This window comes from Rhodothermales bacterium (assembly GCA_040221055.1).
Taxonomy (GTDB): domain Bacteria; phylum Bacteroidota; class Rhodothermia; order Rhodothermales; family UBA10348; genus 1-14-0-65-60-17.
In genome coordinates this window covers 401,446-424,637 of sequence record JAVJVN010000009.1, presented here as the reverse complement: position 1 = coordinate 424,637, position 23,192 = coordinate 401,446, and the positions used below count along the sequence as shown (strand labels likewise).

At 61.3% G+C, this 23,192-nt stretch carries 24 protein-coding genes; 14 read left to right on the top strand and 10 right to left on the bottom strand.

Features of this window, described 5'->3' with window-relative positions:
* Positions 1–51: 51 nt before the first annotated feature.
* Both rsmI and RIE53_04435 read right to left on the bottom strand, forming a co-directional pair.
* Positions 52–774 carry a 16S rRNA (cytidine(1402)-2'-O)-methyltransferase gene (gene rsmI / locus RIE53_04440; GenBank protein ID MEQ9103924.1) on the bottom strand — a complete coding sequence of 241 codons (723 nt, stop codon included), beginning with the start codon at positions 772–774 and terminating at the stop codon, positions 52–54.
* Positions 771–2,168 (bottom strand): LptF/LptG family permease, encoded by a 1,398-nt coding sequence (locus RIE53_04435; protein MEQ9103923.1) that lies wholly within the window; start codon positions 2,166–2,168, stop codon positions 771–773. The genes rsmI and RIE53_04435 overlap by 4 nt, the downstream gene beginning before the upstream one ends.
* 34 nt (positions 2,169–2,202) lie before the next feature.
* On the opposite strand from RIE53_04435, the gene RIE53_04430 reads away from it, so the two are divergent.
* Positions 2,203–2,850, top strand: coding sequence for an MBL fold metallo-hydrolase (locus tag RIE53_04430; GenBank protein MEQ9103922.1), 648 nt, complete (start codon positions 2,203–2,205; stop codon positions 2,848–2,850).
* On the opposite strand, the gene RIE53_04425 is transcribed toward RIE53_04430, so the two are convergent.
* Positions 2,820–3,875: a hypothetical protein gene (locus RIE53_04425; protein MEQ9103921.1), complete on the bottom strand. Its 1,056-nt coding sequence runs from the start codon at positions 3,873–3,875 to the stop codon at positions 2,820–2,822. The two genes, RIE53_04430 and RIE53_04425, sit on opposite strands and share 31 nt — an antisense overlap.
* Entirely contained in the window at positions 3,872–5,020 is a 1,149-nt protein-coding gene (gene bshA, locus RIE53_04420) for an N-acetyl-alpha-D-glucosaminyl L-malate synthase BshA (GenBank protein ID MEQ9103920.1), read from the bottom strand. Before bshA ends, RIE53_04425 begins: the two co-directional genes overlap by 4 nt.
* Before the next feature lie 98 nt (positions 5,021–5,118).
* On the opposite strand from bshA, the gene RIE53_04415 reads away from it, so the two are divergent.
* Positions 5,119–5,751, top strand: a complete 633-nt coding sequence (locus tag RIE53_04415; protein ID MEQ9103919.1) for an outer membrane beta-barrel protein — start codon at positions 5,119–5,121, stop codon at positions 5,749–5,751.
* Positions 5,752–5,753: 2 nt separating this feature from the next.
* On the opposite strand, the gene RIE53_04410 is transcribed toward RIE53_04415, so the two are convergent.
* Positions 5,754–6,413 (bottom strand): cell wall hydrolase, encoded by a 660-nt coding sequence (locus RIE53_04410; protein ID MEQ9103918.1) that lies wholly within the window; start codon positions 6,411–6,413, stop codon positions 5,754–5,756.
* 292 nt (positions 6,414–6,705) lie between these two features.
* On the opposite strand from RIE53_04410, the gene RIE53_04405 reads away from it, so the two are divergent.
* Entirely contained in the window at positions 6,706–7,953 is a 1,248-nt protein-coding gene (locus RIE53_04405; GenBank protein MEQ9103917.1) for a 4-phosphoerythronate dehydrogenase, read from the top strand.
* Here the strand turns inward: RIE53_04405 and era are convergent.
* Positions 7,933–8,820: a GTPase Era gene (era, locus tag RIE53_04400; protein MEQ9103916.1), complete on the bottom strand. Its 888-nt coding sequence runs from the start codon at positions 8,818–8,820 to the stop codon at positions 7,933–7,935. The two genes, RIE53_04405 and era, sit on opposite strands and share 21 nt — an antisense overlap.
* The gene (locus RIE53_04395) at positions 8,817–9,548 is read right to left on the bottom strand and encodes a pyridoxine 5'-phosphate synthase (GenBank protein MEQ9103915.1); all 732 of its coding nucleotides are present in this window, start codon (positions 9,546–9,548) and stop codon (positions 8,817–8,819) included. The genes era and RIE53_04395 overlap by 4 nt, the downstream gene beginning before the upstream one ends.
* A gap of 205 nt (positions 9,549–9,753) precedes the next feature.
* Between RIE53_04395 and RIE53_04390 the strand changes: the two genes are divergently transcribed.
* Genes RIE53_04390 through RIE53_04345 form a run of 10 tightly spaced genes read left to right on the top strand, consistent with a single transcriptional unit; the run spans position 9,754 to position 18,872 of the window.
* On the top strand, positions 9,754–10,215 hold the full coding sequence (locus tag RIE53_04390) for a hypothetical protein (GenBank protein MEQ9103914.1): 462 nt from the start codon (positions 9,754–9,756) through the stop codon (positions 10,213–10,215).
* Positions 10,216–10,217: 2 nt separating this feature from the next.
* The gene (locus RIE53_04385) at positions 10,218–11,117 is read left to right on the top strand and encodes a hypothetical protein (GenBank protein ID MEQ9103913.1); all 900 of its coding nucleotides are present in this window, start codon (positions 10,218–10,220) and stop codon (positions 11,115–11,117) included.
* A 14-nt stretch (positions 11,118–11,131) separates the two neighbouring features.
* A complete protein-coding gene (gene rsmD / locus RIE53_04380) occupies positions 11,132–11,671 on the top strand; it encodes a 16S rRNA (guanine(966)-N(2))-methyltransferase RsmD (GenBank protein MEQ9103912.1) in 540 nt (179 codons plus the stop codon).
* Positions 11,668–12,138, top strand: a complete 471-nt coding sequence (coaD, locus tag RIE53_04375; GenBank protein MEQ9103911.1) for a pantetheine-phosphate adenylyltransferase — start codon at positions 11,668–11,670, stop codon at positions 12,136–12,138. Before rsmD ends, coaD begins: the two co-directional genes overlap by 4 nt.
* 11 nt (positions 12,139–12,149) lie before the next feature.
* Complete coding sequence (locus RIE53_04370) at positions 12,150–13,358, top strand: pyridoxal phosphate-dependent aminotransferase (GenBank protein ID MEQ9103910.1); 1,209 nt, start codon at positions 12,150–12,152, stop codon at positions 13,356–13,358.
* A complete protein-coding gene (locus RIE53_04365) occupies positions 13,358–14,536 on the top strand; it encodes a site-2 protease family protein (protein ID MEQ9103909.1) in 1,179 nt (392 codons plus the stop codon). Before RIE53_04370 ends, RIE53_04365 begins: the two co-directional genes overlap by 1 nt.
* A gap of 4 nt (positions 14,537–14,540) precedes the next feature.
* A complete protein-coding gene (locus RIE53_04360) occupies positions 14,541–15,380 on the top strand; it encodes a hypothetical protein (protein ID MEQ9103908.1) in 840 nt (279 codons plus the stop codon).
* A 2-nt stretch (positions 15,381–15,382) separates the two neighbouring features.
* Positions 15,383–16,918: a FlgD immunoglobulin-like domain containing protein gene (locus tag RIE53_04355; GenBank protein MEQ9103907.1), complete on the top strand. Its 1,536-nt coding sequence runs from the start codon at positions 15,383–15,385 to the stop codon at positions 16,916–16,918.
* Positions 16,915–17,958 carry a PorV/PorQ family protein gene (locus tag RIE53_04350; GenBank protein ID MEQ9103906.1) on the top strand — a complete coding sequence of 348 codons (1,044 nt, stop codon included), beginning with the start codon at positions 16,915–16,917 and terminating at the stop codon, positions 17,956–17,958. Before RIE53_04355 ends, RIE53_04350 begins: the two co-directional genes overlap by 4 nt.
* Positions 17,955–18,872, top strand: a complete 918-nt coding sequence (locus RIE53_04345) for a PorV/PorQ family protein (GenBank protein ID MEQ9103905.1) — start codon at positions 17,955–17,957, stop codon at positions 18,870–18,872. Before RIE53_04350 ends, RIE53_04345 begins: the two co-directional genes overlap by 4 nt.
* A gap of 21 nt (positions 18,873–18,893) precedes the next feature.
* Here the strand turns inward: RIE53_04345 and RIE53_04340 are convergent, their stop codons facing one another.
* Positions 18,894–19,733 (bottom strand): CPBP family intramembrane glutamic endopeptidase, encoded by an 840-nt coding sequence (locus RIE53_04340; GenBank protein MEQ9103904.1) that lies wholly within the window; start codon positions 19,731–19,733, stop codon positions 18,894–18,896.
* A complete protein-coding gene (gene lipA, locus RIE53_04335; protein ID MEQ9103903.1) occupies positions 19,714–20,688 on the bottom strand; it encodes a lipoyl synthase in 975 nt (324 codons plus the stop codon). The genes RIE53_04340 and lipA overlap by 20 nt, the downstream gene beginning before the upstream one ends.
* Positions 20,689–20,812: 124 nt before the next feature.
* Between lipA and lat the strand changes: the two genes are divergently transcribed.
* Positions 20,813–22,228 carry an L-lysine 6-transaminase gene (gene lat, locus RIE53_04330; GenBank protein MEQ9103902.1) on the top strand — a complete coding sequence of 472 codons (1,416 nt, stop codon included), beginning with the start codon at positions 20,813–20,815 and terminating at the stop codon, positions 22,226–22,228.
* A 152-nt stretch (positions 22,229–22,380) separates the two neighbouring features.
* Here the strand turns inward: lat and RIE53_04325 are convergent, their stop codons facing one another.
* Positions 22,381–23,151: a hypothetical protein gene (locus RIE53_04325; GenBank protein MEQ9103901.1), complete on the bottom strand. Its 771-nt coding sequence runs from the start codon at positions 23,149–23,151 to the stop codon at positions 22,381–22,383.
* Between the last annotated feature and the right edge of the window lie 41 nt (positions 23,152–23,192).

Genomic DNA, 23,192 nt, shown 5'->3' with positions numbered 1-23,192 from the left:
AGCAGGAAGGCGATGAACGCAGGCTTCGCGCGTTTGGTTCAGGCACCAAGTTCAGTTCTCGTCATCGTCATCTTCCATGGCCGCGTGCAACCGCTCCGACGTTTTCCGGGAGGCGATGACCACGACCAACTCGCCGCGGACCTTCTCATTGGCTGCCCACGCGCTCAGCTCGGCGACGGTCCCGCGATGGTGGGTCTCGAACTTCTTGGAGATCTCGCGGCTGACGACGGCGTGGCGGTCGGGACCGAAGGCGTCGACGAGCTGGGCGAGCAGCTTGCCGATCCGGTGGGGCGATTCGTACAGGACGACGGTCCGGTCTTCCTCGGCAAGCTGCTCGAGCCGGGTCCGACGGCCCTTCTTGGGCGGCAGGAAACCCTCGTACACGAACCGGTCGGAGGGAAAGCCGGAAGCGGCCAGGGCGGGCACGAAGGCCGTCGGACCCGGGAGCGCGATTACTTCGATGCCGGCATCGATGGCCGCCCGGACCAACAGGTAGCCCGGATCGGAAATCCCCGGCGTTCCGGCATCGGATACCAGTCCGATGGAGTCACCGCCGAGCATCCGTTCCACGAGATGTGTCGTTTTTCCGTGCTCATTGTGGGCATGGTAGCTCGTGCGGGCCGTGTGGATGTCGAATCGGCTGCACAGATTGCCCGTCGTGCGTGTATCCTCGCACGCCAGAAGGGCGACGTCCCGCATGGTGTTGATGGCCCGGACGGTCATGTCGTCCATGTTGCCGATGGGCGTGGGGATGATGTAGAGAATACCGCTCATTTGGTCGGTGGATGCACGGTGGTTGCGGTTCTGCGCATTCGGGTGGCGCGCATGTCCCGCCAGACGTGCACGGTGACCGCCAGGGCAAACAGCCCCGTGATGATGTCCGCCGCCCACATGCCCAACCACGGATCGATATGGCCCCGGTCGGCAAATTTCTCGCCGTTCGCCAGGGATACCCAGTGGATCAGGAAAATGGTCATCGCAACAACCGCCGACATGCCCAGCCCACCTCGTCGGATGGCGAGGCCCAACGGTGCACCCAACATCATGAAGAGCAGGCAAGCCACGGCCATGGAATACTTCTTGTGGATTTCCACCGCATAACGGTCCGCTCGTATGAGAGCGATTTCGACGGTCCGCCGGGCGGCGTCCGTACTGGCACGGTGCGCGCGGGCCGTCATGCGGGCCAGTTCACGCTGTTCGGCCGGGGTTTCGGGACGGGTGCTTTCACGGTTCTGCTCTACGAGCGATCGCAGCCCTTCGCCGGACGATCGCACCCACTCGGTCCGGCTCGCCGCGCCCGTTCCGAGCGTGCCCAGCAGCACGCCGAGCTCCTCTTTCCTGACAGCGGCCGTATGGCGCAGGCTGTCCACCAGGACCCGCATGTCGGCCGCCCGCATGGTTCGGTCGGTCCGGTTGCCGGTGCCCGGATCGTTGCGCTCGAAATCCAGGTCATCCAACGGGATGCGGATGACGTGGCGCGTGAAGGACATCCGCTCGTAGCGTTCCGGGGGAATACGCCGGTGGACTTCCCCGTCGTACAACGTCAGCTGGAGGGTCCGTCCTCCGTGCAGCGTTTCCAGATTGCCCCGGGTGGCCGAAATGTCCGTCCGGAGGCGTGCGCCGGACGAATAGTCGAAGATGTACACGTCGTGGAGCGTGTTCGGTTCGTCTTCGGGGATGTCCCGGACCAGGATCCGGTAGTCTTCCAGGCCGTCGTACATCACTCCGGCCTTGAGATCGAATCCGGGTTTGGCCAGACGGATGTCCTGCCACAGGTTGAATGCCCGGAAATTGGACTCCGGGTGGACTTCCGTATTGAAATACCACATCCCGCCGGCCAGCAGGGCCCCTACCAGCCACACGGGCCAGACCAGCTGGGGAAACGACACCCCGGATCCCTTGATGACGGCCCAAGCATTGGACTCCGCCAGTCGCCCGAAGGTCATGAGCGTGGCAATGAGGGCGGCCATCGGGATGGCCAGCACAAGCATGTAGCCCACGTTGTACATGATCAGTTCGACGACCACCAGGAACGGCAGCCCCTTGCCGACCAGCTGGGGCAGGTACTTGATGAGGAACTGCATGACCAGCAGGAACAGCAGCACCAGGAGCCACGCCAGGAACGGCGCGGGCAGCATGCGGAGCGTCATGCGGTGAAACAGTTTCATGCCGGGAGCGTGTGTTGCGGAAGCCACAAGATAGATGACTGTACGCACCTTTACGTTCAATCCGTTCCAGACCAACTGCTACATCGTTTCGGATGAGCAGGAGGTGGTCGTGGTCGACCCATCGTGTCAGTCCGGGTCGGAAATCGACCATTTCATCCGCGCCATCGAGGATACGGGTCGCCCGCTCAAGCAGGTCTTGCTTACGCACGCCCATATTGACCACATTTTCGGATGTGCCGCCGTGTGCCGGCACTTCGGCGCCGAACTGCTGGTGCACGCGGACGATGCACCGCTGTTGAAGGAAGCCCAGACGCAGGCGGCCATGTTCGGTGTGGAATTGGAACCGCCGCCCGAGCCGACCCGGTTCCTGATGCCGGGCGAGCCGCTCACGGTGGGGGCCTCCACGTGGAATGTATTGCATACGCCGGGCCATTCGCCGGGCTCGGTTTCTTTCCACGCTCCGGATGACGCCTTCGTGTTGAGCGGGGATGTCCTTTTCGCCGGATCCATAGGCCGGACCGACCTGTGGCGGGGATCGTTGCCCACGCTCATGCAGTCCATCTTCCAGCAACTCGTTCCGCTCGGGGAAGAGGTCCGTGTACTATCGGGGCACGGTCCGGAAACGACCATCGGCCGCGAACTGGCCACCAATCAGTTCCTCAACGGAGCCGTTGCGGGCTGACGCCCTTCGACCAGCTGCATGATGGAATGGCGGACCAATTGCCCCATCGTGTGGCATCCCCGGAACGCGTTGCTGCCGTAGTGGTCGGCCAATTGATCGCCGAGCCGGTGAACGTGATCATCACTGGAAATGATGTCCTCCTGCATGACTTCCATGAGGGCATCGAACCGGCCGTGTGAAACGCGGACGCGATTGGCAATCAGGCTGCGTTCTTCCTTTTGGTACTGGAACACGTTCTCCGGTGCCAGGGCGTGCACGGTCAAATCCACGAAGGGCCGATTCTGGGGGAAGAACTGAGGGAGATACACCTCCTTGCGCCAGTGATGGCTCTGCTGGTCGAAGTCAATGGGGTGGATACGGAAGTGCCATTTCTCGAAGTCCCGTGTCAATTCGACCACGAAATTTCCGGTATGCATGTCTCCGAGCAGCGACACGAAACAGCGCTCATTGAACTTCACGAACTCCTTCGCCAGGCGCACCCGATCGAAATCGGAGATCTGGATGTTTTCATCCAGGAACGTATCGGCCGGAATCCCGACAATGTGCTCTTCCACGATGGTCTCCCCGTGGATGAAGTAGTTCAACCGATTCGGCGACAGGATGTGCTCGAGTTCGAGACCGTAGACGCGATTCGCATCGATCCTTTTGACATAGAAGTAGTCGAAGTTCTCATTGATGCGATTCACCACGCGTACCCGGAAGGGCAGGGTGTTGCCGTGATTGCACATGTCCACCCGTTCGACGAACAGGTACTTGATGATGGACGTGTCACCGTCGGCTTTCAGGATGGTATAGGCGTGCAGCAGCGACTCATGGATGTCCTTTCGTTCCGCGTCCGGAAACAGGACCGTCGACCAGAGGGTGTCCGAGCCCACTTCGTCATAGACCGGGATGGCGTTGGTGAACCGCTGCAGATCCGAATAGCGGATGCTGTCCTCCCAGATGCGGCCGTAGCGACCGAGATACGACCGCAGGAAATCCGATACTGGATAGACGGCCTTCTTCCGGGAGATGAGGTGCTTCATGCGGCGGAGGAGGCGACCCGGGCAATGACCTGCTCGTAGTGCGCCTCATACATCGGGATGATCCGGTCGATGTCGAATTCGTCGACCGCGCGGCGACGTGCCGCCTCGGACATGGTTGCAAGCAGATCGGGATCGTCCAGCAGTTGACGGGCGCAGGCCGTGTACGCCTCGATATCGCCCATGGGACGGAGGAAGCCGGTGACGCCGTCCACTACCAATTCCGGCAGCCCCCCGATGTTCGACGCAATGACCGGGACCCCGCAGGCCATGGCTTCCAACGCGGCCAGACCAAAGGTTTCCGAGCCGGAAGGCATGAGGAAGATGTCGGCAATGGACAGGATTTCCTCGACGGGTTCCTGTTTGCCGAGGAAACGGACATCGTCGATCACTTCCAATTCCCGTGCCTTGTGCTCGGCTGCTGCCCGATCCGGACCGTCGCCGACCAGCAGCAACTTGGCCGCGTATCCCTCGGACCGCAGGCGGTGGAATACCTCGACCACCTCGGTGGCCCGCTTCACCGGCCGGAAATTCGATACGTGCACCAGCAGCTTCTCGCCGTTCGGACAGACAGCCTGCTTGAAATGATCCTTCTTGAGCGGCTTGAAACGGCGGGTATCGATAAAGTTGGGAATGACCTGGATGTCGGCGCGGACCTGGCAACTCTTGTAGGTTTCCCGTTTCAGATACTCCGAAACGGCCGTTACCCCGTCCGATTCATTGATGGACCAATTCACGACCGGTGCGAAGGAGGGATCCTGTCCCACGATGGTGATGTCGGTCCCGTGCAGGGTGGTCACGACGGGAACGGGACGTCCGGATCCAGCCAGGATCTGTCGGGCCAGTACCGCACTGGTGGCGTGGGGAATGGCGTAGTGCATGTGAAGGATATCCAGATCCTCATGCATGGCCACGTCCACCAGCTTGGACGTCAGGTTCAGCGTGTAGGGAGGATATTCAAACAGGGGATAGGCATGCACATTCACCTCGTGGAAGGTGATGTTCTCCTGGATGTGGCCCAGCCTGAACGGCATGGCATAGGCAATGAAGTGGATGGAATGACCGCGTGCAGCGAGTGCAATGCCGAGTTCCGTGGCGACGACGCCGCTACCTCCGTAGACGGGATAGCAGGTGATTCCGATTTTCATGCCGGGCGACTGGAAATTGTAAAACAGGGCAGGACAGAACGAGAAGACAAAACTCACGTAAGAGAGGCAGGTTGCACACATCATCTGAGGCCGATTCCATGACTTCCAGAACCTTCCCGCACCTTTCAGTGGCTTCCGTCTTCGTCCTGTTGGTGGCCGCCGTTGTCCTTGCGTTACCGGCCCGGGCACAGTTGGGCGTAGCCGCCGGACTGAACTTTGAAAGCGTGGACGACATCGAGACCAGCAGCGCCAATGCCACGTTTGACAACGCCACCGGCTACCACGTGGGTGTATTCTACGATCTGGGCCTCGGGCCGGCCGGCCTGCGACTCGGTCTGTTCTACAGGGACATCGGGGAGGTGGATGTGTCCTTCGGCGGGATAAGCGATGCCTTCAGCGCCACCATGATCGACATTCCCGTTGACGTGCGGTTCAACCTGACGGCGACGCCCGTCATCCGTCCGTACGTGATGGCGGGTCCCGTTTTTTCCTGGGCGTCCACGGACGACAGTGACTACGAGGATGCGCTCAACGACGTATCGGTGGCCGGCAATGTCGGCATCGGCCTGGCGTTGGATCTGGGCGGTATCAAGTTGACACCGGAATTCCGCTACGCGGTCGGCATCTCCCGATTCATGAAGGAGGAAGTGAATATCCGGGGCGTATCGTTCAGCTCAGGCGATGTCCAACGCCTGAACACCGTCATGCTTCGCGTGGGCGTATCGTTCTAGGACTAGGATACGTCTTCGAAGAAGCGGAAACGCCGATCATCGATCGGGACGATCGGATCCACGTCCAGCGGAATGCGTCCATCGGCCCACGCCGGAGGGCGCGATCCGTTGAGGGAGCGTTCGCTGTAGAAGTGACGGGTCCTGGGTGAGAACGGACGGTGGTCATCTTCAGCATGCCGGACCGCATGGGCTATGGCCAGTGCCGTTCGCCAGCCCTTGTACCGTTGTTCGGGCGTGAGGCTGGAGTAGAAATCCCGTTTCGGCGCGTCTTCCAGGAAGGCGCTGAATTGCCAGGGGTCAAGCACCACCGACTGGAACGTGCGCTTGCCACGGTATCCGGTTTCGACCCGGTTCCGGATGACCCAGGCAATGAGGGCCTGTTCTTCGGGGCGTTTCGATTCCGAGTAGATGGCCCGGGCGAGCCACAGGGTTTCCGAGTCGATCTGGGTTGTTGGCAAGGGCATGAGCCGCTTCGGATCGTACAGGGCTTCTTCCCACGGACTGAGTTGCCGGGTCGAGCGGGTATCGGCCAGCAGAGCCGCCCAGCTTTCGTCAAACATGGCCTCCTGGTCGGCGAACAGGTCCGCTCGGAGCGTGAGGCCTGTTGCGACAATCAGGGCAGCCACTGTCAGGGTGACGTGCATGAGGGATCGCTTGGTCATGGCAAATGCCAGGTGGTTGCAGGGATTCATGTCGCGCGTCACTACGGCAGGCCGCAGGACGGGTTTCAGCATTTCAGGGGGTGTCAAACCCTTGTATTATATTGATATAAGAGGAAAAGATGCCGTATTCACACCCGGTTCTCCGGGCGTTCACTCAGCATTCACTGCCTCTGTGCTGTTGCTTCAAGCAACCTTTATGCCAACTTGACAGTCACACGGTTACTTCAAATACACAGCGCTGTACCTGGTCACCCAACGACCCCCTTTTTCGCGTTACCAGAGCGGATTCAGCATGCAGATTATCGTCGATGCGCATATTCCCGGTGCAAGGGACGTGTTTTCCGGATTCGGCGAAGTTGTAGCCATTCCGGGACATGAAATCGGTCCCGAGCACGTGCGTCACGCCCGTGTGTTGGTTGTTCGGACCGTCACTACGGTGAATGAGGCCTTGCTCGTGGGCTCCAGCGTGCAATTCGTGGGCAGCGCGACCGCCGGCATGGATCATGTGGATACGGCGTGGCTGGCAGCGAACAGGATTGCCTGGGCGAACGCTCACGGCGCGAATGCCGGGTCGGTCGTGGAATATGTGCTTGCGGCCGTCGCGGAAGGTCTTGAGCTCGGCGCGGCCCCTCCAGGGAATGCCCGGGATCCGCTGCATGGCCGGACGATGGGCGTGGTGGGTCATGGCGCCGTCGGATCCCGTCTGGCCGCTCGATTCCGGGCGCTCGGATGCCTTGTGAAGGTATGTGATCCGTTCCGCCCCGAGGGGGACACCGATCTGGACAATCTGCTCCGGGACGCGGACATCGTGTCCCTGCACGTCCCGTTGACCCACGATGGAACCCATCCCACCCGCGGCTTGCTGGATGCCGAACGGATTGCACGCATGAAACCGGGTGCCATGCTCATCCAGACGTCCCGGGGCGGCGTGGTGGGCGACCAAGCCGCGGTACGGGCCCGTCAGGAAGGCCGGCTGTCCTGGCTCGTGCTGGACGTATGGCAGGATGAGCCCCTTCCACCGCCGGACCTGGTGGCCGGCGTGGATCTGGCCACACCGCACATTGCCGGCTATTCACGGGATGCCAAGTCGGAGGGGGTGCGCCAGGTGGCGCGGGCACTCAGGGACTGGCTCGGCGCATCGGAAGGCGGAACACCGGCTGAGGAGCTGGACGATCGGGAAGCGCCGGACATGCGCTCCAAACCCACAGAGCGCATCGTATTTCCGGATCCCTCGGCCCGAACCGGATTGGCGGCGTGGATCCGGCCCATGTACGACATCCGGGCCGACGATGCCCGTTTTCGCGCGACGCTCGGCCTGCCGACGAAAGGCACACCGCCTCTGTCAACAATCCTGCCGTCGGCAGAAGCGCGGCGTGCAGCGTTCCATGATTTGCGGGCGTCCTATCCGCCGCGCTGGAGCTTCCACAGGTATGTGCCCGGGTCGTACGCCGCAGGACAGCACCCGAACCCGATCCAAGGAATACCGCGGAGTATAGGAATGACCGTTCCCGGAGGCGGCCTACGTCGGGAAGCCGAATGAGCGGAGGTGGGCCTCCGAACTGCGCCAGTCGGGCCGCACCTTGACGAACAGCCGCAGGAAGACCTCGCGTTCCAGGAATTCCTCGATGTCCTTGCGGGCCTGCGTGCCGATGATCTTCAGGGCACTGCCGCCCTTGCCGATCAGGATGCCTTTCTGGGAATCCCGCTCCACGATGATTTCGGCTTCTATCCGATCCTTGTCGTCGGAGCGTTCCTCGTATTGGACAATGTTCACCTGGGTGGAATACGGCACTTCCTGGTGGAATCGCTGGAAAATCTTTTCGCGGATGATTTCCGCGATGAAGAAGCGTTCCGGCTGCTCGCTGATCTGGTCTTTCGGATAGAAGGCCGGACCCTCGGGGAGGTTGTTGAAGATCTCCTGGACGACGGCATCCACATTCTTCAGTTTCAGGGCGGAGGTCGGGATGACGGCCTTGAACGGATGGGCCTCGGCGTAGGCTGCAGCCAGCGGGAGTACGTCCTCCTGACGCATCTTGTCGATCTTGTTCAGGACCAGGATGGCCGGGGTGCCTCCGACCAGGTCGAGCGTCATGTCGTCCACGGAGTCGCGCGTGGCATCGGCCATGAAAAGAAGCACGTCCGCGTCCGATGTGGACGTGGTCACGTCCGCCATCATGGCCTCCTGCAGCTTATAGCGGGGTTTGATAATGCCCGGTGTATCCAGCAGGATCATCTGGTAGTCGTCTGCGGACAGGATGCCCAGCACGCGCTGTCGCGTGGTCTGGGGTTTGTGGGTGACAATGGACAGTTTCTGCTGCATCATGGCATTCAGCAGCGTGCTCTTGCCCACATTCGGGCGGCCAATGATGGCCACGTAGCCGGAACGGTGGGGAGTGGGTTCGGTCATGATGCGGAATGGTGTATGATGCGTCTCATGTCGGCTACCGCATCGCGGAGACCGGTGAACAACGCTCTGGAAATGATTGCGAATCCAATGGATACTTCCTGGACATGCGGCACGTGCTGAGCGAAAAGTGGCCAATTCGTGTAGTCCAGTCCGTGTCCGGCGTGGACGCGGAGTCCGGCGGCATGGGCCAGGCGGGCAGCGTCTGCCAACTGCTCGAGTACGCGCAACCGGGAGGCATGATCGGGGGCGTTCGCGAAGGCGCCGGTATGCAATTCAATGACGTTTGCCCCCGTGGCGGGGACGGCCTCGATCTGGGCCGGATCCGGATCCATGAACAGGGACACTTCCGGAATACCCGCGTCGCGGAGTCTATGCACGGCTGCTTTCACGGCATTTCCCTGGTCCAGGACATCCAGCCCACCCTCGGTGGTGACTTCCTCCCGACGTTCGGGCACCAACGTCGCCAGATCGGGTCGGGTGGCCACGCAGATGGATACGATTTCGGGAGCAAGGGAAAGTTCAAAGTCCAGTTTGCCGGTCACGGACTCCTTCAAGCGGGCAACATCGGCGTCCGTTATGTGTCTTCTGTCCTCACGGAGGTGGAATACGATCCCGTCGGCTCCGGCTGCCTCGCACTCACGGGCGGCCAGGACCGGATCAGGAAACGTCTCCTTGCGGGCGTTCCGCAGGGTGGCAATATGGTCGATATTTATGAGCAGTCGCGTCATTGGACTCGGGGAGGACAACAAAGAGCGGGGTGAAACCGTGCATGCCCCGGTTTGTTTTCCCATCCTGCGATTGTATCCCATGTCCGCATCCTGTGCTCGCATGTGAAATCGCGTTGCTTTTGGGAGAGGTCCCACGTATTTTCTTTGCGATGTGCCGAGGGCACGTTCCACCACCATCCCATCGTAATCTTCAACCTGATACCTCATGGCCTCCAGTAGCCGCGGACTGCAGACCGGACTTCAGATCGTCCTTGGACTTGCAATTGTAGTACTCGCCTATGTGCTGTACGTCTCCATCACGGAGCCCTATGACCGCGTGGAGCGGCAGAAGGAGATCACGGAGATGACTCGTGAGCGTATGCGTGATGTCCGGACGGCCATGGTCCAGTACGAGCGGCAGAACGGTCGCTACATCACCACGCTCGATTCGCTGGTCATGTGGGTCAAGGCGGACTCGTTCATGTCTGCCAAGACGGACAGCTTGTTCGGCCCTGCTACGGTTGTCGACTCGTTGATCTACTCTCCGCGCACGGGCAAGATGTTCGAGTTGTCCGTGAACGACACCACGCGTGTCGCTACGTATGAACTCCGGGATCCGGATTCGAACGATGCCATCGGGACCACGACCGGGGATGTCACGCGTCTGAACGCAGCCAACTGGGAGTAAACTTGTCCGCCCACGTCCGTTCCAGTGCGGGTATCTCGTTTTCGGGCAGCGTAATGCGCTACGCCGAAATCGAACGCGCCGGGAGCGTGACCCGTCTCCTCCGGCTCGGGAACTGCGATTTCGAGTTCGATGCGGCGTCGGAATTGTTTTCGCCGTCCCGCCCAACCCGGTTGGAAGTCATCCGTGAGGCCCTTTCCGACGTGTTTTCGGGCACGACCGCCGACGTGGTAAGGGCTGTCGTTCCCGGCGACCAGCTCGTGATGTTCCAGACGCGTGTAGGACGCGACGCCGGACCGGCCGAGCGGAACCGCCAGATTGCCCTTGAGACGCGGGTTCTTGCCGGTGAGGATGCCGATGGCGATCTGTTTCCTGCGGGAGGGGCGGGCGACGACCATGAGTCTTCCGTTCCCGTCCACGTGGCGCACGCCGGGACACACATGGCCGAACGTGTCATGCAGGTCGGTGCGGTCTTCGGGGATGTCACGTTCCAGATGATTCCCCGTTCAACGGCTGTCCATCAGGCGATGTACGCCGTTCAGGCCCGTACGGGGTGGGAAACGAGTCTGGTTGTGGGGGCCTTTGACGGCAGTACGGAATATCAGTTCATGGTAGACGGAGACCGGAAGGGCGACGTGGTCCATGCCGTGACCCATCCGATGGATCGGTTGTATTTTGCCCTCGAAGCGTTGTCCGCCTGGAACATCAATCCGGCAGACGTTGCCCGCGTCGTCTTGCACGGGGATCGCGTGGACGGGCCACTCATCGATGCCATGAACGACGTATGGGGTACCCGCGCCGTATTGGCCAACCCGGGTCCTGCCGTCCGATTGGAAGAGGGGCGGCTCGAGGCATCGTTTGGTTTCGAAGCGTTCCTGGCCACGGTCGGCGCCGCCATCCTGTAGACCATCGACCTGACATGCGGATCATTACCGGAACATACCGTCGCCGTACCATCAAGGCCCCGAAAGGAGACCTTACACGGCCCACGACCGACCGGACACGGGAATCCCTGTTCAGTCTGGTAGAGCACCGACATCCCCTGGAGGGTGCGAAGGTCCTCGATCTGTTCGCAGGCTCCGGGGCGCTGGGACTGGAAGCCATCAGCCGGGGCGCTGAACGGGTTCATTTCGTGGAACAGAATCCTCTGGTGCTGGCCGTGGCACGTGAGAACGCAGAGGCGCTTGATGACGACTTGCCGTGCACGTTCGAGCGGGCAGACGTACGCACGTTCCTGGAGCGCCGGCCATCGACCTGCTACGACGTGATTTTCGCGGATCCGCCCTATGAGTGGAACGGGATGAAGGACATTCCCGATCGGATTCCTTCGTTCCTGTGCCCGGGAGGGCTCTTCGTGCTGGAGCACGACAAGCGGATCTTCTTCGACGACCATCCGGCACTGGATGTGTCGCGGGCATACGGGCGAACCATCGTTTCCATATTCAGGTACCCGACATGACCGACGGACTTGCCCTGTACCCGGGATCGTTCGATCCATTTACCTTGGGCCACCTCGACATCGTGGAGCGGGCCAGTCGCCTGTTCCGGGAGGTGGAAGTAACCGTGGCGGACAATGCTGCCAAAACGGGTTTTCTGCCGGTATCCGAGCGTTGCGACCTCATCCGTGCGTCCACGGCCCACCTGGGGAACGTAGTTGTGCGGTCCTTTTCCGGTTTGCTGGCCTCCTACGCGGTCGATCGTGAAGCCGTCGCCCTGGTCCGCGGCCTTCGCCAGGTGTCGGATTTTGAATACGAATTCCGCATGGCCTTCGCGAACCGGAGGCTGGCACCCGGCATTGAAACTGTTTTCCTCATGACCAGTGAGGAGTATGCCCTTATTTCCTCGTCCATCGTACGGGAAATACACCAATGGAAGGGGGATATTTCTTCGTTCGTGCCGGAACCGGTACGGCGGGCCCTTTCCTGAATCTGTCTACCATGACCCTTCACAGACTGAACACCCGGCTTGAAGCCATGAAGCCGTCGGCCACGTTGGCCATGACGGCGAAGGCACTGGAAAAGAAACGCGCCGGACACCCGGTGATCGGCCTGAGTGCAGGCGAGCCGGATTTCGATACGCCAGTGGAGATTGCCGATGCTGCTGTGGCCGCCATCCGGGCCGGGCACACGCACTATACCAACAATCTTGGAACGCCCGAACTGCGGGCGGCCATCAGCCGCACGTTGCGCGAAACGTGCGGGCTTGCGTACGCACCGGAAGAAATCATCTGTTCGAACGGGGCGAAACAGTCGGTGGCCCAGGCCATTTCTGCCCTGTGCGGACCCGGGGATGAAGTCATCATTCCCGCACCCTATTGGGTATCCTATCCTGAAATGGTTCGATTCGCGGGTGCTGAACCGGTCATCGTACCGACGGGTGTGGACTCGGAGTACCTCCTGGACGCCGAGCAGCTGGAGCAGGCCATTACGCCGGCCACGCGCATGCTCATCCTGTGTTCGCCGTCGAACCCGACGGGAGGCGTGTATTCCCGTCGCCAGATGGAAGCGCTGGTCCGTGTATTGCGCAACTATCCGGACGTCCTCGTGCTCTCGGACGAGATCTATGAGCGGATTGTTTATGATGCGGAACACATCTCGGTTGGCGCATTCGAAGGCATGTGGGACCGGACCATTACGGTCAACGGATTCTCCAAGGCTTACGCCATGACGGGTTGGCGGTTGGGCTACATGGCAGCACCAGGATGGATGGTGAAGGCGGCATCGAAGCTCCAGAGCCAGTTCACCTCGGCGCCGAGTTCCATTTCCCAGATGGCAGGCGTGGCCGCGCTCGAGATGGGCCCGGAACCGATCGACCGGATGGTCGCCGCCTTCCGTGAGCGGCGGGATGTCCTTTACGACGCCCTTTCTTCCATTCCCGGAATGAAATGCCCCCTGCCGCAGGGTGCGTTCTATCTGTTTCCGGACATTTCCACGTGGCTGGGCGCCCGGACACCTTCGGGACACGTCATCGAGTCATCCGAGGCGCTGTGCGTGTACCTGTTGGACGAGCATGACGTGGCCCTGGTGCCGGGCTCGGCTTTCGGCCTGGAGTCCGGCATACGGATTTCCTACGCCGCATCCATGGACGACATCAAGGAGGCCGCCCGTCGCTTGAAGGTGGCGTTCTCCTCGTTGGAAACGTCCTGATGTCCCAGGACCGGGATCGATACGGACTCCACGCGTTCCTGTTTTTTCTGACGCTCTGTTCAACCGTCGTTTCGGGCGCTCAGATGACGGGCCGGACACTGGTCTACGCCGAGTCACTGGACTGGTGGATGGTCTTCGGCATGCGGATTTCCCTTCCGTGGCTGCTCGATGGACTGCGGTTCGGGTTGTCGTTGTTGCTGTTTCTGACGGTCCACGAATTCGGCCATTGGTTCGCCGCGCGGTATCACCGCGTCCGGACATCGTTGCCGTACTACATCCCGTTCCCGTTCAACGGGATCGGTACATTCGGAGCCGTCATCCGCATCCGCGAACCCATTCCCGGCCTGCGGGCTCTGTTCGACATCGGCGTTTCCGGTCCCGTGGCGGGTTTTGTGGTCGCGCTGGGTGTCCTCATTGTCGGGGTGGCGACATTGCCGGGCCCGGAGTACATGATGGGTATGCCAGGTCATGAAGCGCTGAAGCAGTACATCTCGGCGTTTGGAACCTTCCCGGCGACCCCCTTGGTGGTTCCGGAAGAGGAGGGACTCCTGACGTTGACCATCGGCTCGACGCCCCTTTACTGGTTGATCACGCAATTCGGTGTGCACGTCCCGCCCATGTGGGAGATGTACCACTATCCCATCCTGTTCGCCGGCTGGCTCGGGTTGTTCTTCACGGCACTCAATCTGCTGCCGGTGGGCCAGCTCGACGGCGGGCACGTGCTCTATGCCCTTGTGGGTCCGGTCTGGCATTCGCGCCTGGCCCGGGGGTTCGTGATGTTGTTGCTCGTGTCCGGCGGCCTGGGATTCGTGGACGAGGCATCGGGCGTGCTGACGGAATGGCTGCCCTGGCTGCCCGGAGCCCCCTGGGTGGTTCTGGCGGTCGTCCTGTATGCGTATTTGCATCGCATGTTCGAAGGACACCCGGTCCATATCCTGGCCGGGGCAAGCGGAATTACCCTCGCGATCGCGCTTCTGTCGAGGATCCCGACTGCCGTCGCATCGTTGGGGTACAGTGGCTGGCTGGTTTGGTGCCTGTTGATTGTCGTGTTCATCAAAGTGGACCACCCACCGGTGCTCTACATGGAACCCTTGACTCCGGCCCGACGCCGTTTGGCCTATGCCGCCATCATCATGTTTTTTCTCTGTTTCAGTATCCGGCCTCTCTATGTGGCGTGATTCCATGGCCCGTGTACCGGGTGCATCCGCATACGCATTTGAACGTGGTCGCGCATGCGTGTTGGCCAGCCTGCTGTTTGTTTTCATGGCCGGTTGTGACACGGCGCCGGGTCCTGTGGACGTTTCAGAGCGACCGCCGGTCGTGTCGGAGTTCGCGGTGGAACCCGGGGTGCTCATCCCGGATGGCACGGCTGGTGCAGGTGCGGCCATCGAGGCCGACGTGCAGGTGTCCTGGTCCGTATCGGATCCGGACGGGGATGTGGATCGCGTCTTCGTGCTCATCCAGTCGCCGAATCCGGGTGGGGCACCGGTCGGCTCCGCCGAGGTCAGCGGTGTATCCGGTCGCATGCAGACGACCGTCCGCGTATCCATTCCGGCAGGGGCCGTAGGGATGTATCCCGTTACCGTCGTCGCCTCGGACAGGCGGGGGACCATGAGCAACCGTCTTATTGGACGATTGGACGTGGAAGGCAGCGGTTCGCCGCCGGTCATCCTGGATGTGGTCGCGCCCGAGCGCGTCGTCCGGCCCGCGGCCGGGGAGCCTCCGGTACCCATTACCTTGGTTGCCCACGTTTCCGATCCGGACGGCGCGGCCAACATTGCCCGGGTCCAGGTGGTGGCGAACGGAACCGCGACGCTGCTGTTGTGCGATGACGGGGGCCAGGGGACCTGCAACGGCGGGTTCGGGTCCAGCGGGGACGAAACGGCCGGTGACGCTCGCTACACGCTGACCATCCAGTTGACATCCGGGAATGCACCGGGCACGAATGTGTTCGTGTTCCAGGCCCGTGACCGATCCGGTCTGGACAGCGGTACCGTCGAACGAACCATCATTGTTGAATAGGTATGCTCCGGACCCTGTTTTCATGGCTGTTGATTGCCGCGCCCGTGACCGTCGCCGCTCAGTCCCTGGATTTGCCGCTGAGCGAATTCGGCGTCCTGAACAACAGCATTGCCAATCTGGAAGTGGACGACGGTACGGTCTGGATCGGACCGTTCCTGAACACCTCGGATGATGGAGGTGCGACATGGTATCGGCCGGCTACCGATTCCTTGTTCGGGACCGTAAACCGGCTGTTCTCGCTGGACATCGAGGGAGACCTCATTCTTGCCGGAATCGGCCGGAACGATGCCTCGGGCGGTCAGAGTGTCCAGACCGCGTCCGGCTTCCTGGTTTCCCAGGATGGGGGACGGACGTTTGTCTGGCGGTTCCCCCAACTGGACGATCCGGGGGATGACACCCAGGAATACGGGGTGAACGTGCTGGAAGCCTTGCCCGTCATCGTGCCCCAACAGAGCCCGCCGTTCGACGTGGACGTGGACGCGGCTTCGGGCACCATGTGGGTGGCCGGCTGGGCCAGCGGCATTCGGCGATCGGAGGACATGGGACGGACCTGGTCGCGGGTCGTGCTGCCGCCGGACGACCTGGATTTCGTATCTCCCGATTCGACCTACGATTTTGTTCTGGAACCGCAACGAGGGTCCACCGGAAGCCTGAACCACATGGGATTCTCCGTATTGACCGCATTGGACGGTACGATCTGGGCCGGGACGGCGGGAGGCTTGAACCGGTCGCTGGACGGAGGGCTGACCTGGCGTCGGTTCACTTCGGACGGTACCCAGTCGTCGCTGACCGGAAACTGGGTCATCTCCATCGAGGAGCAATCCACGTCCAGCGGATCCACCATCTGGGCGGCCACGTGGAACACCGGGGATGTGGGTGGTGGCAACGGGGGCCAATTCGGCGTTTCCCTGACGCGCAATGGAGGACAGTCATTTGAACAGACCCTGCTCGGTCAGCGGATCTATGACTTCGGGTTTGCGCCCGGTCGGGTGTATGCTGCCGGTGACAACGGGCTGTTCATTTCCACGGATGAAGGACGTACCTGGCGGACGCAATCCGATTTCCGGGACCGGTCCAACCCGGAACGGCTGGTCCGACCGGGGTCAGCGGTGTTTTCCGTGGAGACCAGCCAGGACGGTACCCTGTGGGCAGGAACGTCCGATGGATTACTGCGGTCGCTCGACGATGGACTGACGTGGTCCATTTTCCGGACCGATGTGCCGGTCCGGCCCGATGCGCCGACAGACCGGACACCCCGTGTGGATACCTATGCGTACCCAAATCCGTTCTCGCCGGGAAGCGATCGGTTCATCCGGGTCAAATTCGAGGCCGATCGGGCGGGAGACACCACCATCCGGGTATTTGATTTCGGAATGAATGAAGTCCGGACGTTGACGGCGTCCGTGGTCGCAGGTACCAATGAAATCCTGTGGGATGGCACGGACCATCGCGGAGCGCGCGTGGCCAACGGAACCTATTTCTATGAGGTCGTGACGGGCGGAACCCCGTTCCGCGGCAAAATCCTGGTGATCGAATGATGCGCATTCCTCGGATGATCGGATTGGTGCTGATTCTTCTGGGTGCCGGTGCTCACCTGCAGAATACCCATGCTCAGCATGCCGGAGCGTTTTCCCGGATGGGATTCGGTGCGCGGGGAATATCCATGGGCAATGCACTGGCTGCCGACGTGTCGGGGCAGGCTTCCCCCTGGTACAATCCGGCGCATGCCCCACGGATGTCCTCCCAGTCCTTGTCCGCTTCTGCGGCAACACTCAGTTTTGACCGGACGGTCCAGTTCCTGGCCCTTGGCGCTCCGTTGCAGGAACGGGCGGGATTCAGCGTGGGGCTCATCCACGCGGCCGTGAGCGATATCGATGGACGGGACAACAGTGGATTCCATACAGGCCGGCTTTCGGTCAACGAGTACGCCGGATTCCTGGCGTTCGGACTTCGGTTCAGTGACCGGTTCGCGGGTGGGCTGTCGTTCCAGTTTTTCCGGTCGGACCTGTTCGAGGGCATGACACCGGCACGATCAGTGGGTCTGGACGTCGGGTTCAGTTACGCGCTCACGCCGGACTGGGCGGTGGCATTCGTGATTGACGATCTCCTGGCGCGGTATTCCTGGGACTCGTCGTCCATATCATCCAGCGGACGCAGTGTGACCGACAATTTTCCGCGACGATTGCGGCTGGGCGTTACGCACCGGCCCCGGCCACTGGACGGTCGCTTGCTGTTGGCGGCGGAACTGGAGTCCAGGACAACGACGGTCGAAGTGCGCACGACGCGGACCCGCGTGTTCGGTGGGAACGTGGTAGAAACCACGGACGCTTCGGATTTGACCTTCCAGGAAACCCATGTTCGGGCCGGTGCCGAATATGCTCCGATCGAGGCTTTTGCGCTTCGCCTGGGGCTGGAGCAATTGGGTTCGGATGTCCTGGGTTCCGTCCGGCCGTCCGCCGGTTTCCGGGCGGAACAGGCCGTTGGGGATTTGCGACTCCGGGCTGAATACGCCTTTTCGTGGGAGGCCGCCGCCGCCGGTTCCATCCATTTGTTGACGTTGACCCTGGTATTGCCATGATTCGCGTGCTTGTCGGTTTGATCATTGCGGCTGCAGCCGTGCTTCCCGTGCACGCCCAGGATTCCGGTCTGGCTTTCCTGTCCATCGGCGTCGACGCCGAGGCCCTGTCCGTCGGGGATCAGGGCGTCGCCACGGCCCGGGGAGCATTTGCCACCTACTGGAATCCGGCGGGTATGGTGGCTGGCGGGGCCCAATCCCTCGGGATCTCCCATCATCGATGGATTGCCGACGTACGCACGTATGCTGCGTCCGGGGTCATCAGGCGCGGCGCCCGGTCGGCATTCGGAGCATTCATTACCGCGACCGATTCCGGTGACCTCGAGGCGAGGCAGGGTCCCGGGGCATCGGACGGAGCGTTCACGGCTCAATTCGTTTCGGCCGGAGCATCCTTTGCACGTGCTTTCGGGGATCTTCGTATCGGAGCAACCGGGAAGTTCATTTCCGAACGCATATTCGGCCAGTCCGCCAACGGCTTCGCGGTGGATGCCGGCGTGCAGGTGGATGTGTTGGGGGACGGTCTGCATCTGGGCGCCGCCATCGCCAATGTGGGCCACATGAGCGAGCTGAACGCCCAGGCGACGAAACTGCCTCGCCTCGTGCGCGCAGGAGGGGTGTTCTATCCGTTCCGCGTGCTGGCCGATCTGGACGGTGCCATCCTCCTGAGCACCGGTCTGCTGCTGGAAGTGTCGCACAACACGGCCGCCGAACGAACGCAGTTGCACGTCGGACTCACAGGGAATGTACTCGAGACCGTGAGCATCCGTGCGGGATATCTGTCAAACGACGAACTGAGGGACTTCTCTGCGGGCCTCGGTGTGGTCCAAGGGACATTGGCCCTGGACTATGCCGTGCTGCCTTTCTCGGATGGATTCGGCGGGCCTGCGCACATCCTGACCGTATCGTACGGTTTCTGACCCTGTCGCCCAGGCTGGGGATCAACCGCCCTGCCACGCCGACAGGGCCGCCAGCAGGGCATCCAGTCCGAATCCCTCGGCACCACTCCGTATCCGCAACGTGCACCAAAGGTCCAGGATCAGCATCTGGGCGGCGTGGATGGGTACGGCAATCCAGAATGCACGCGCGCGCCAGACCAGGGCACCTATGGCCAGACCGCCTGCAATGGACAGCAGGGCTTCAGGCATGGGCTTGTCGTAGTGCAGGATGGCGAACGGGACGGTTTGTACGACGATGGCATACAGGCCAAACACGTGTCGAGTACCGAACAGCACGAATCCACGCCACAGGTACTCCCATCCGAACCAGTAGAAGAGGAAGAGTCCCTCATATATGGCAAAAATTCGCCAGTCACGGGCGGCCGGTGTGTAGTGGGGGTACTGTGACTGGAACTCGGCGCCAGCGGACAGGAACCACGTTCCGACGATTACCAGCGGCAGGTACAACCCGGCAATGCGCCATGCGAATGCGGTGTCGCCTTTGGCGAGCCCCATATCGGCCCAGGATCGGCGGAAACCGAGTCGCAGCAGCGCTACGGGAAGGATGAAGCCGAGCAGGCCCTGCATGCCAAACCACCATCCCCAGGCCCAGAGACCGGGCTCGGAGAGGTCCAGGTGGGGTGCAACCTCAAGACGGAACCAGGACCGGCTGCCCAGCTGCATCTGCAGGATGACCACGAGTGCACTGAACAGGAGGACGACGACCACCTGCTTGTCCAGGCGACCGGATGCGGTCCGCAGGCGCTCCCACTCATGCCTGAGCGCCGCCCGGGTCCCTGTTCCTGTCCCGGTCACCTCGGGCCTAGAGGTGACGCTCAGCATGGTACGACGAGCGGACCAACGGACCGCTTTCGACGTGCCCTATGCCTTTGGCTTCACCCACTTCCTTGTACCATTTGAACTTGTCGGGTTCGATGAATTCGATAACCGGCAAGTGCATGCGCGTCGGCTGGAGGTACTGTCCGATCGTCATGACGTCCACGCCATTGGCGACGAAGTCATCCATCAGGCTGAGCACCTCGTCGTCGGTTTCGCCCAGACCGACCATGATTCCGCTCTTGGTCCGCAACCCCTGCTCCTTGGAGCGCCGCAATACTTCCAGTGACCGCTCGTAGATGGCCTGAGGACGGACTTTCCGGTAGAGACGCGGGACCGTTTCCACGTTGTGGTTCAGGATTTCAGGGCGGACGTCCAGGACGGTCTGCAGGGCATCCCACAGTCCCCGGAAATCGGGGATCAGGACCTCAATCGTAACACCGGGAATCTCCTCGCGCAATTTCGTTATGGTCGCAGCGAAGATGGGTGCGCCTCCGTCTTTGCGTTCGTCCCGGTTGACCGAGGTGATGACGGCGTGCTTCACGCCCATCAGCTTCGCCGCATGGGCTACCCGGTTGGGCTCGTCCCAATCCAGTCCGGCATCCGGGCGCCCGGTGAGTACGGCGCAGAAACCGCAACTCCGCGTACACACGTTGCCGAGGATCATGAAGGTGGCCGTACCGGCCGTCCAACACTCACCCATGTTCGGACAGCGTGCACTCTGGCACACCGTGTGCAGGTCGTTGGACTCGATGATGTCCACGAGATTCTTGTACGTCTCACCGTACGGAAGCTTGACGCGAAGCCAATCCGGGCGTTTTCCCCGCTCACTGGCCGACTCCACAACGGGCAGTTCGAGCATTCCACTGTCTCCGTCTCCGTGGGAAGCACCAGGAGATGCCGTGTCCAATTGGATGTCTCCGGGGCGGAAGGCGGGGCGGGTCTTCTTCGTATTGGGCATGTCGGAACGTCTTTTCTCGGGTCTTCGTCGGGAAACCGGTCGTCGCAGGTTAAGATCCCCCGAAGGGACGACAGTGCCAATGAAGTTTCGATGGGCGATCGCTATCTTCGGACGCACTTACCAGATGAACAAGAGCACGTATATGGCAGCTGAAAAAAGGGGGCAGATCCTGCCCGGACAGGTCGAAGGCATTTTCATGAAGCACATGAATGCCAAGGGGATGATGCCCATGGTCCTCGGAACGCAGCAGAGTGGCGGCATCCGGCTCCATGATGAGCAGTCCGGACGGATGTTCATGGATTTCTTCGGCTTCTACGCGTCGAATGCCATCGGAATGAACCACCCGAAATTGACGCAGGATGCCGAGTTCAAGGAGCGTCTCCTGGACGCCGCCCTAAACAAGGTCACCAACTCGGATATCCGGACCATCCACATGGCGCGGTTCCTGGAGACGTTCGGTCGGGTGGCCATGCCCGCCCATCTGCCACATGCGTTCTTCGTTTCAGGTGGTGCCCTGGCCGTCGAGAACGCCCTGAAGACGGCATTCGACTGGAAAGTCCGGAAGAACTTCCAGAAAGGCTACCGGAAGGAGGTGGGCCACAAGGTCCTGCACTTCGACCAGGCCTTCCACGGTCGCAGCGGATACACATTGACGCTGACGAATACGGCTGACCCCCGCAAGACCATGTACTTCCCCAAATTCGATTGGCCCCGTGTATCCAATCCGAAGATGGTCTTCCCGGTGGACAAGCACATGGAGGATATTACCCGTCGCGAGGAGGTATCCCTCCAGCAGGCGAAGCATTATTTCCGCACCATGCCGGACGAGATTGCCTGCATCATCATCGAACCCATCCAGGGTGAAGGCGGGGACAACCACTTCCGGAAAGAATACCTGCAGGCCCTGAAGGACCTGGCCGTTGAAAACGATGCCCTCCTCATTTTTGATGAGGTCCAGACGGGCGTCGGGGCCACGGGTGCATTCTGGGCGCATGAGGCCATTGGCGTTGAACCTGATATCATCTCGTTCGGCAAGAAGACGCAGGTTTGTGGCATCCTGGCTGGAAACCGGTTGGATGAGGTCGAGAATCACGTGTTCGTGATGGGCAGCCGGATCAATTCCACGTGGGGAGGGAATCTGGTCGACATGGTCCGGTTCGATCGGATCCTGGAGGTCATTGAGGAGGACAATCTGGTCGAGAACGCCACCACCGTCGGGGCACATTTGATGACGCGGCTCCACGGAATGGCCGCCGATATGCCCTTCGTGTCGAATGTGCGCGGCCGGGGTCTTTTCTGCGCCATCGATGTCCCGACGGGTGAGTTCCGTGACCGGGTCCTGGATGCCTGCTACGAGGATGGCATGGTCATTCTGGGATGCGGCGATCGTTCCATCCGGTTCCGCAGCCCGCTGACCATAACGGCCGATGAGATCGACGAAGGACTCCAGATCCTGGGCACTGCGCTGCGCAAGGTCGAACAGGAATACCGTCCCTTCCGGTCCAACCACGGGCTGATGGATGCCTTGACGGATGGCTGAACGACCGGACCGTTCCGGTGAAAACCCCCGTGAAGGGATCCGGAAAGGGTCGCGAAAAAAGAAAGGGGCGGGCGCCGGATGGCGCCCGCCCCTTTTCCGTATGGATCGGTTTTCCGGTTGGATTCAGCTTGGATCCAACCGGTCCCGGTGATCTATTCGATGGACGTCTTCGGCTGCGACATCACCCGGATGTCCCGTGACGTGAGTCCCGTGTTGACTTCCAGGGTCTCCAGTTCCACGGTCTGCGTTCCCGCCTGACCCATGTCCCCGGACTGCTTGAAGGCGAAGACCAGGCCATCGCCGACATCCCGGTGGTCCGTGCTGGTCATGACGAACGTACCCATCTGGTTGCTCGTTTCGACGCCCACCTGATACAGGGTGGTGGTATCGTAGAACAGGGTATTGTCCTGTCCGAGTACATTCACAACCACCTCGTACGCCGTCGTCCCACCGTCCAGTTCGCGGGTTCCGACCAGCGTCAGCGATGAATCGGGGTAGGTCACATACGTCAACTCCGGCTTGGCCAGGAACTGGTTGCGGATGCTGGCCTGGGCCGCTTCCGGCATGTCGTTCAGATCCTGCTGGCCCTGGGCGGTTTTGATCCAGCCACCGTCGGGCGTGATGTAGACCGTCTGCTCAATGGCTTCGGCCGGAATGCCGTCCGGTCCTTCCACGAATTTGATTTCAGCGTAGATGTGACCATCCATGGTCGCATGGGACTCCAGCGATAATTTGATGAGTCCCATCATCATGTCGATGCTGACATTGGCTTTCTGATGGATGTCCGAGACGCTCTCCCAAGCGGCCTGGCCACCCGTGGCCTCAATGTTGGCCTCTATGACCGCGCGGGCCGAGGTCAGGTCCTGCGCCTGAAGCTGGGGAGCGAAGCACAGGAGGAAAAGGAATGGAATGAACCGCTTCATGGGTGTCTGGATTGGTTTCAAGTAAAGGGGGGTAGGATTTC

Excerpts from the sequence above, each read along its gene's own strand:
- rsmI (MEQ9103924.1), bottom strand. The coding sequence starts at position 774 with ATGAGCGGTATTCTCTACATCATCCCCACGCCCATCGGCAACATGGAC.
- RIE53_04435 (MEQ9103923.1), bottom strand. The coding sequence starts at position 2,168 with ATGAAACTGTTTCACCGCATGACGCTCCGCATGCTGCCCGCGCCGTTC.
- RIE53_04430 (MEQ9103922.1), top strand. The coding sequence starts at position 2,203 with ATGACTGTACGCACCTTTACGTTCAATCCGTTCCAGACCAACTGCTAC.
- RIE53_04425 (MEQ9103921.1), bottom strand. The coding sequence starts at position 3,875 with ATGAAGCACCTCATCTCCCGGAAGAAGGCCGTCTATCCAGTATCGGAT.
- bshA (MEQ9103920.1), bottom strand. The coding sequence starts at position 5,020 with ATGAAAATCGGAATCACCTGCTATCCCGTCTACGGAGGTAGCGGCGTC.
- RIE53_04415 (MEQ9103919.1), top strand. The coding sequence starts at position 5,119 with ATGACTTCCAGAACCTTCCCGCACCTTTCAGTGGCTTCCGTCTTCGTC.
- RIE53_04410 (MEQ9103918.1), bottom strand. The coding sequence starts at position 6,413 with ATGACCAAGCGATCCCTCATGCACGTCACCCTGACAGTGGCTGCCCTG.
- RIE53_04405 (MEQ9103917.1), top strand. The coding sequence starts at position 6,706 with ATGCAGATTATCGTCGATGCGCATATTCCCGGTGCAAGGGACGTGTTT.
- era (MEQ9103916.1), bottom strand. The coding sequence starts at position 8,820 with ATGACCGAACCCACTCCCCACCGTTCCGGCTACGTGGCCATCATTGGC.
- RIE53_04395 (MEQ9103915.1), bottom strand. The coding sequence starts at position 9,548 with ATGACGCGACTGCTCATAAATATCGACCATATTGCCACCCTGCGGAAC.
- RIE53_04390 (MEQ9103914.1), top strand. The coding sequence starts at position 9,754 with ATGGCCTCCAGTAGCCGCGGACTGCAGACCGGACTTCAGATCGTCCTT.
- rsmD (MEQ9103912.1), top strand. The coding sequence starts at position 11,132 with ATGCGGATCATTACCGGAACATACCGTCGCCGTACCATCAAGGCCCCG.
- coaD (MEQ9103911.1), top strand. The coding sequence starts at position 11,668 with ATGACCGACGGACTTGCCCTGTACCCGGGATCGTTCGATCCATTTACC.
- RIE53_04370 (MEQ9103910.1), top strand. The coding sequence starts at position 12,150 with ATGACCCTTCACAGACTGAACACCCGGCTTGAAGCCATGAAGCCGTCG.
- RIE53_04365 (MEQ9103909.1), top strand. The coding sequence starts at position 13,358 with ATGTCCCAGGACCGGGATCGATACGGACTCCACGCGTTCCTGTTTTTT.
- RIE53_04360 (MEQ9103908.1), top strand. The coding sequence starts at position 14,541 with ATGGCCCGTGTACCGGGTGCATCCGCATACGCATTTGAACGTGGTCGC.
- RIE53_04355 (MEQ9103907.1), top strand. The coding sequence starts at position 15,383 with ATGCTCCGGACCCTGTTTTCATGGCTGTTGATTGCCGCGCCCGTGACC.
- RIE53_04350 (MEQ9103906.1), top strand. The coding sequence starts at position 16,915 with ATGATGCGCATTCCTCGGATGATCGGATTGGTGCTGATTCTTCTGGGT.
- RIE53_04345 (MEQ9103905.1), top strand. The coding sequence starts at position 17,955 with ATGATTCGCGTGCTTGTCGGTTTGATCATTGCGGCTGCAGCCGTGCTT.
- RIE53_04340 (MEQ9103904.1), bottom strand. The coding sequence starts at position 19,733 with ATGCTGAGCGTCACCTCTAGGCCCGAGGTGACCGGGACAGGAACAGGG.
- lipA (MEQ9103903.1), bottom strand. The coding sequence starts at position 20,688 with ATGCCCAATACGAAGAAGACCCGCCCCGCCTTCCGCCCCGGAGACATC.
- lat (MEQ9103902.1), top strand. The coding sequence starts at position 20,813 with ATGAACAAGAGCACGTATATGGCAGCTGAAAAAAGGGGGCAGATCCTG.
- RIE53_04325 (MEQ9103901.1), bottom strand. The coding sequence starts at position 23,151 with ATGAAGCGGTTCATTCCATTCCTTTTCCTCCTGTGCTTCGCTCCCCAG.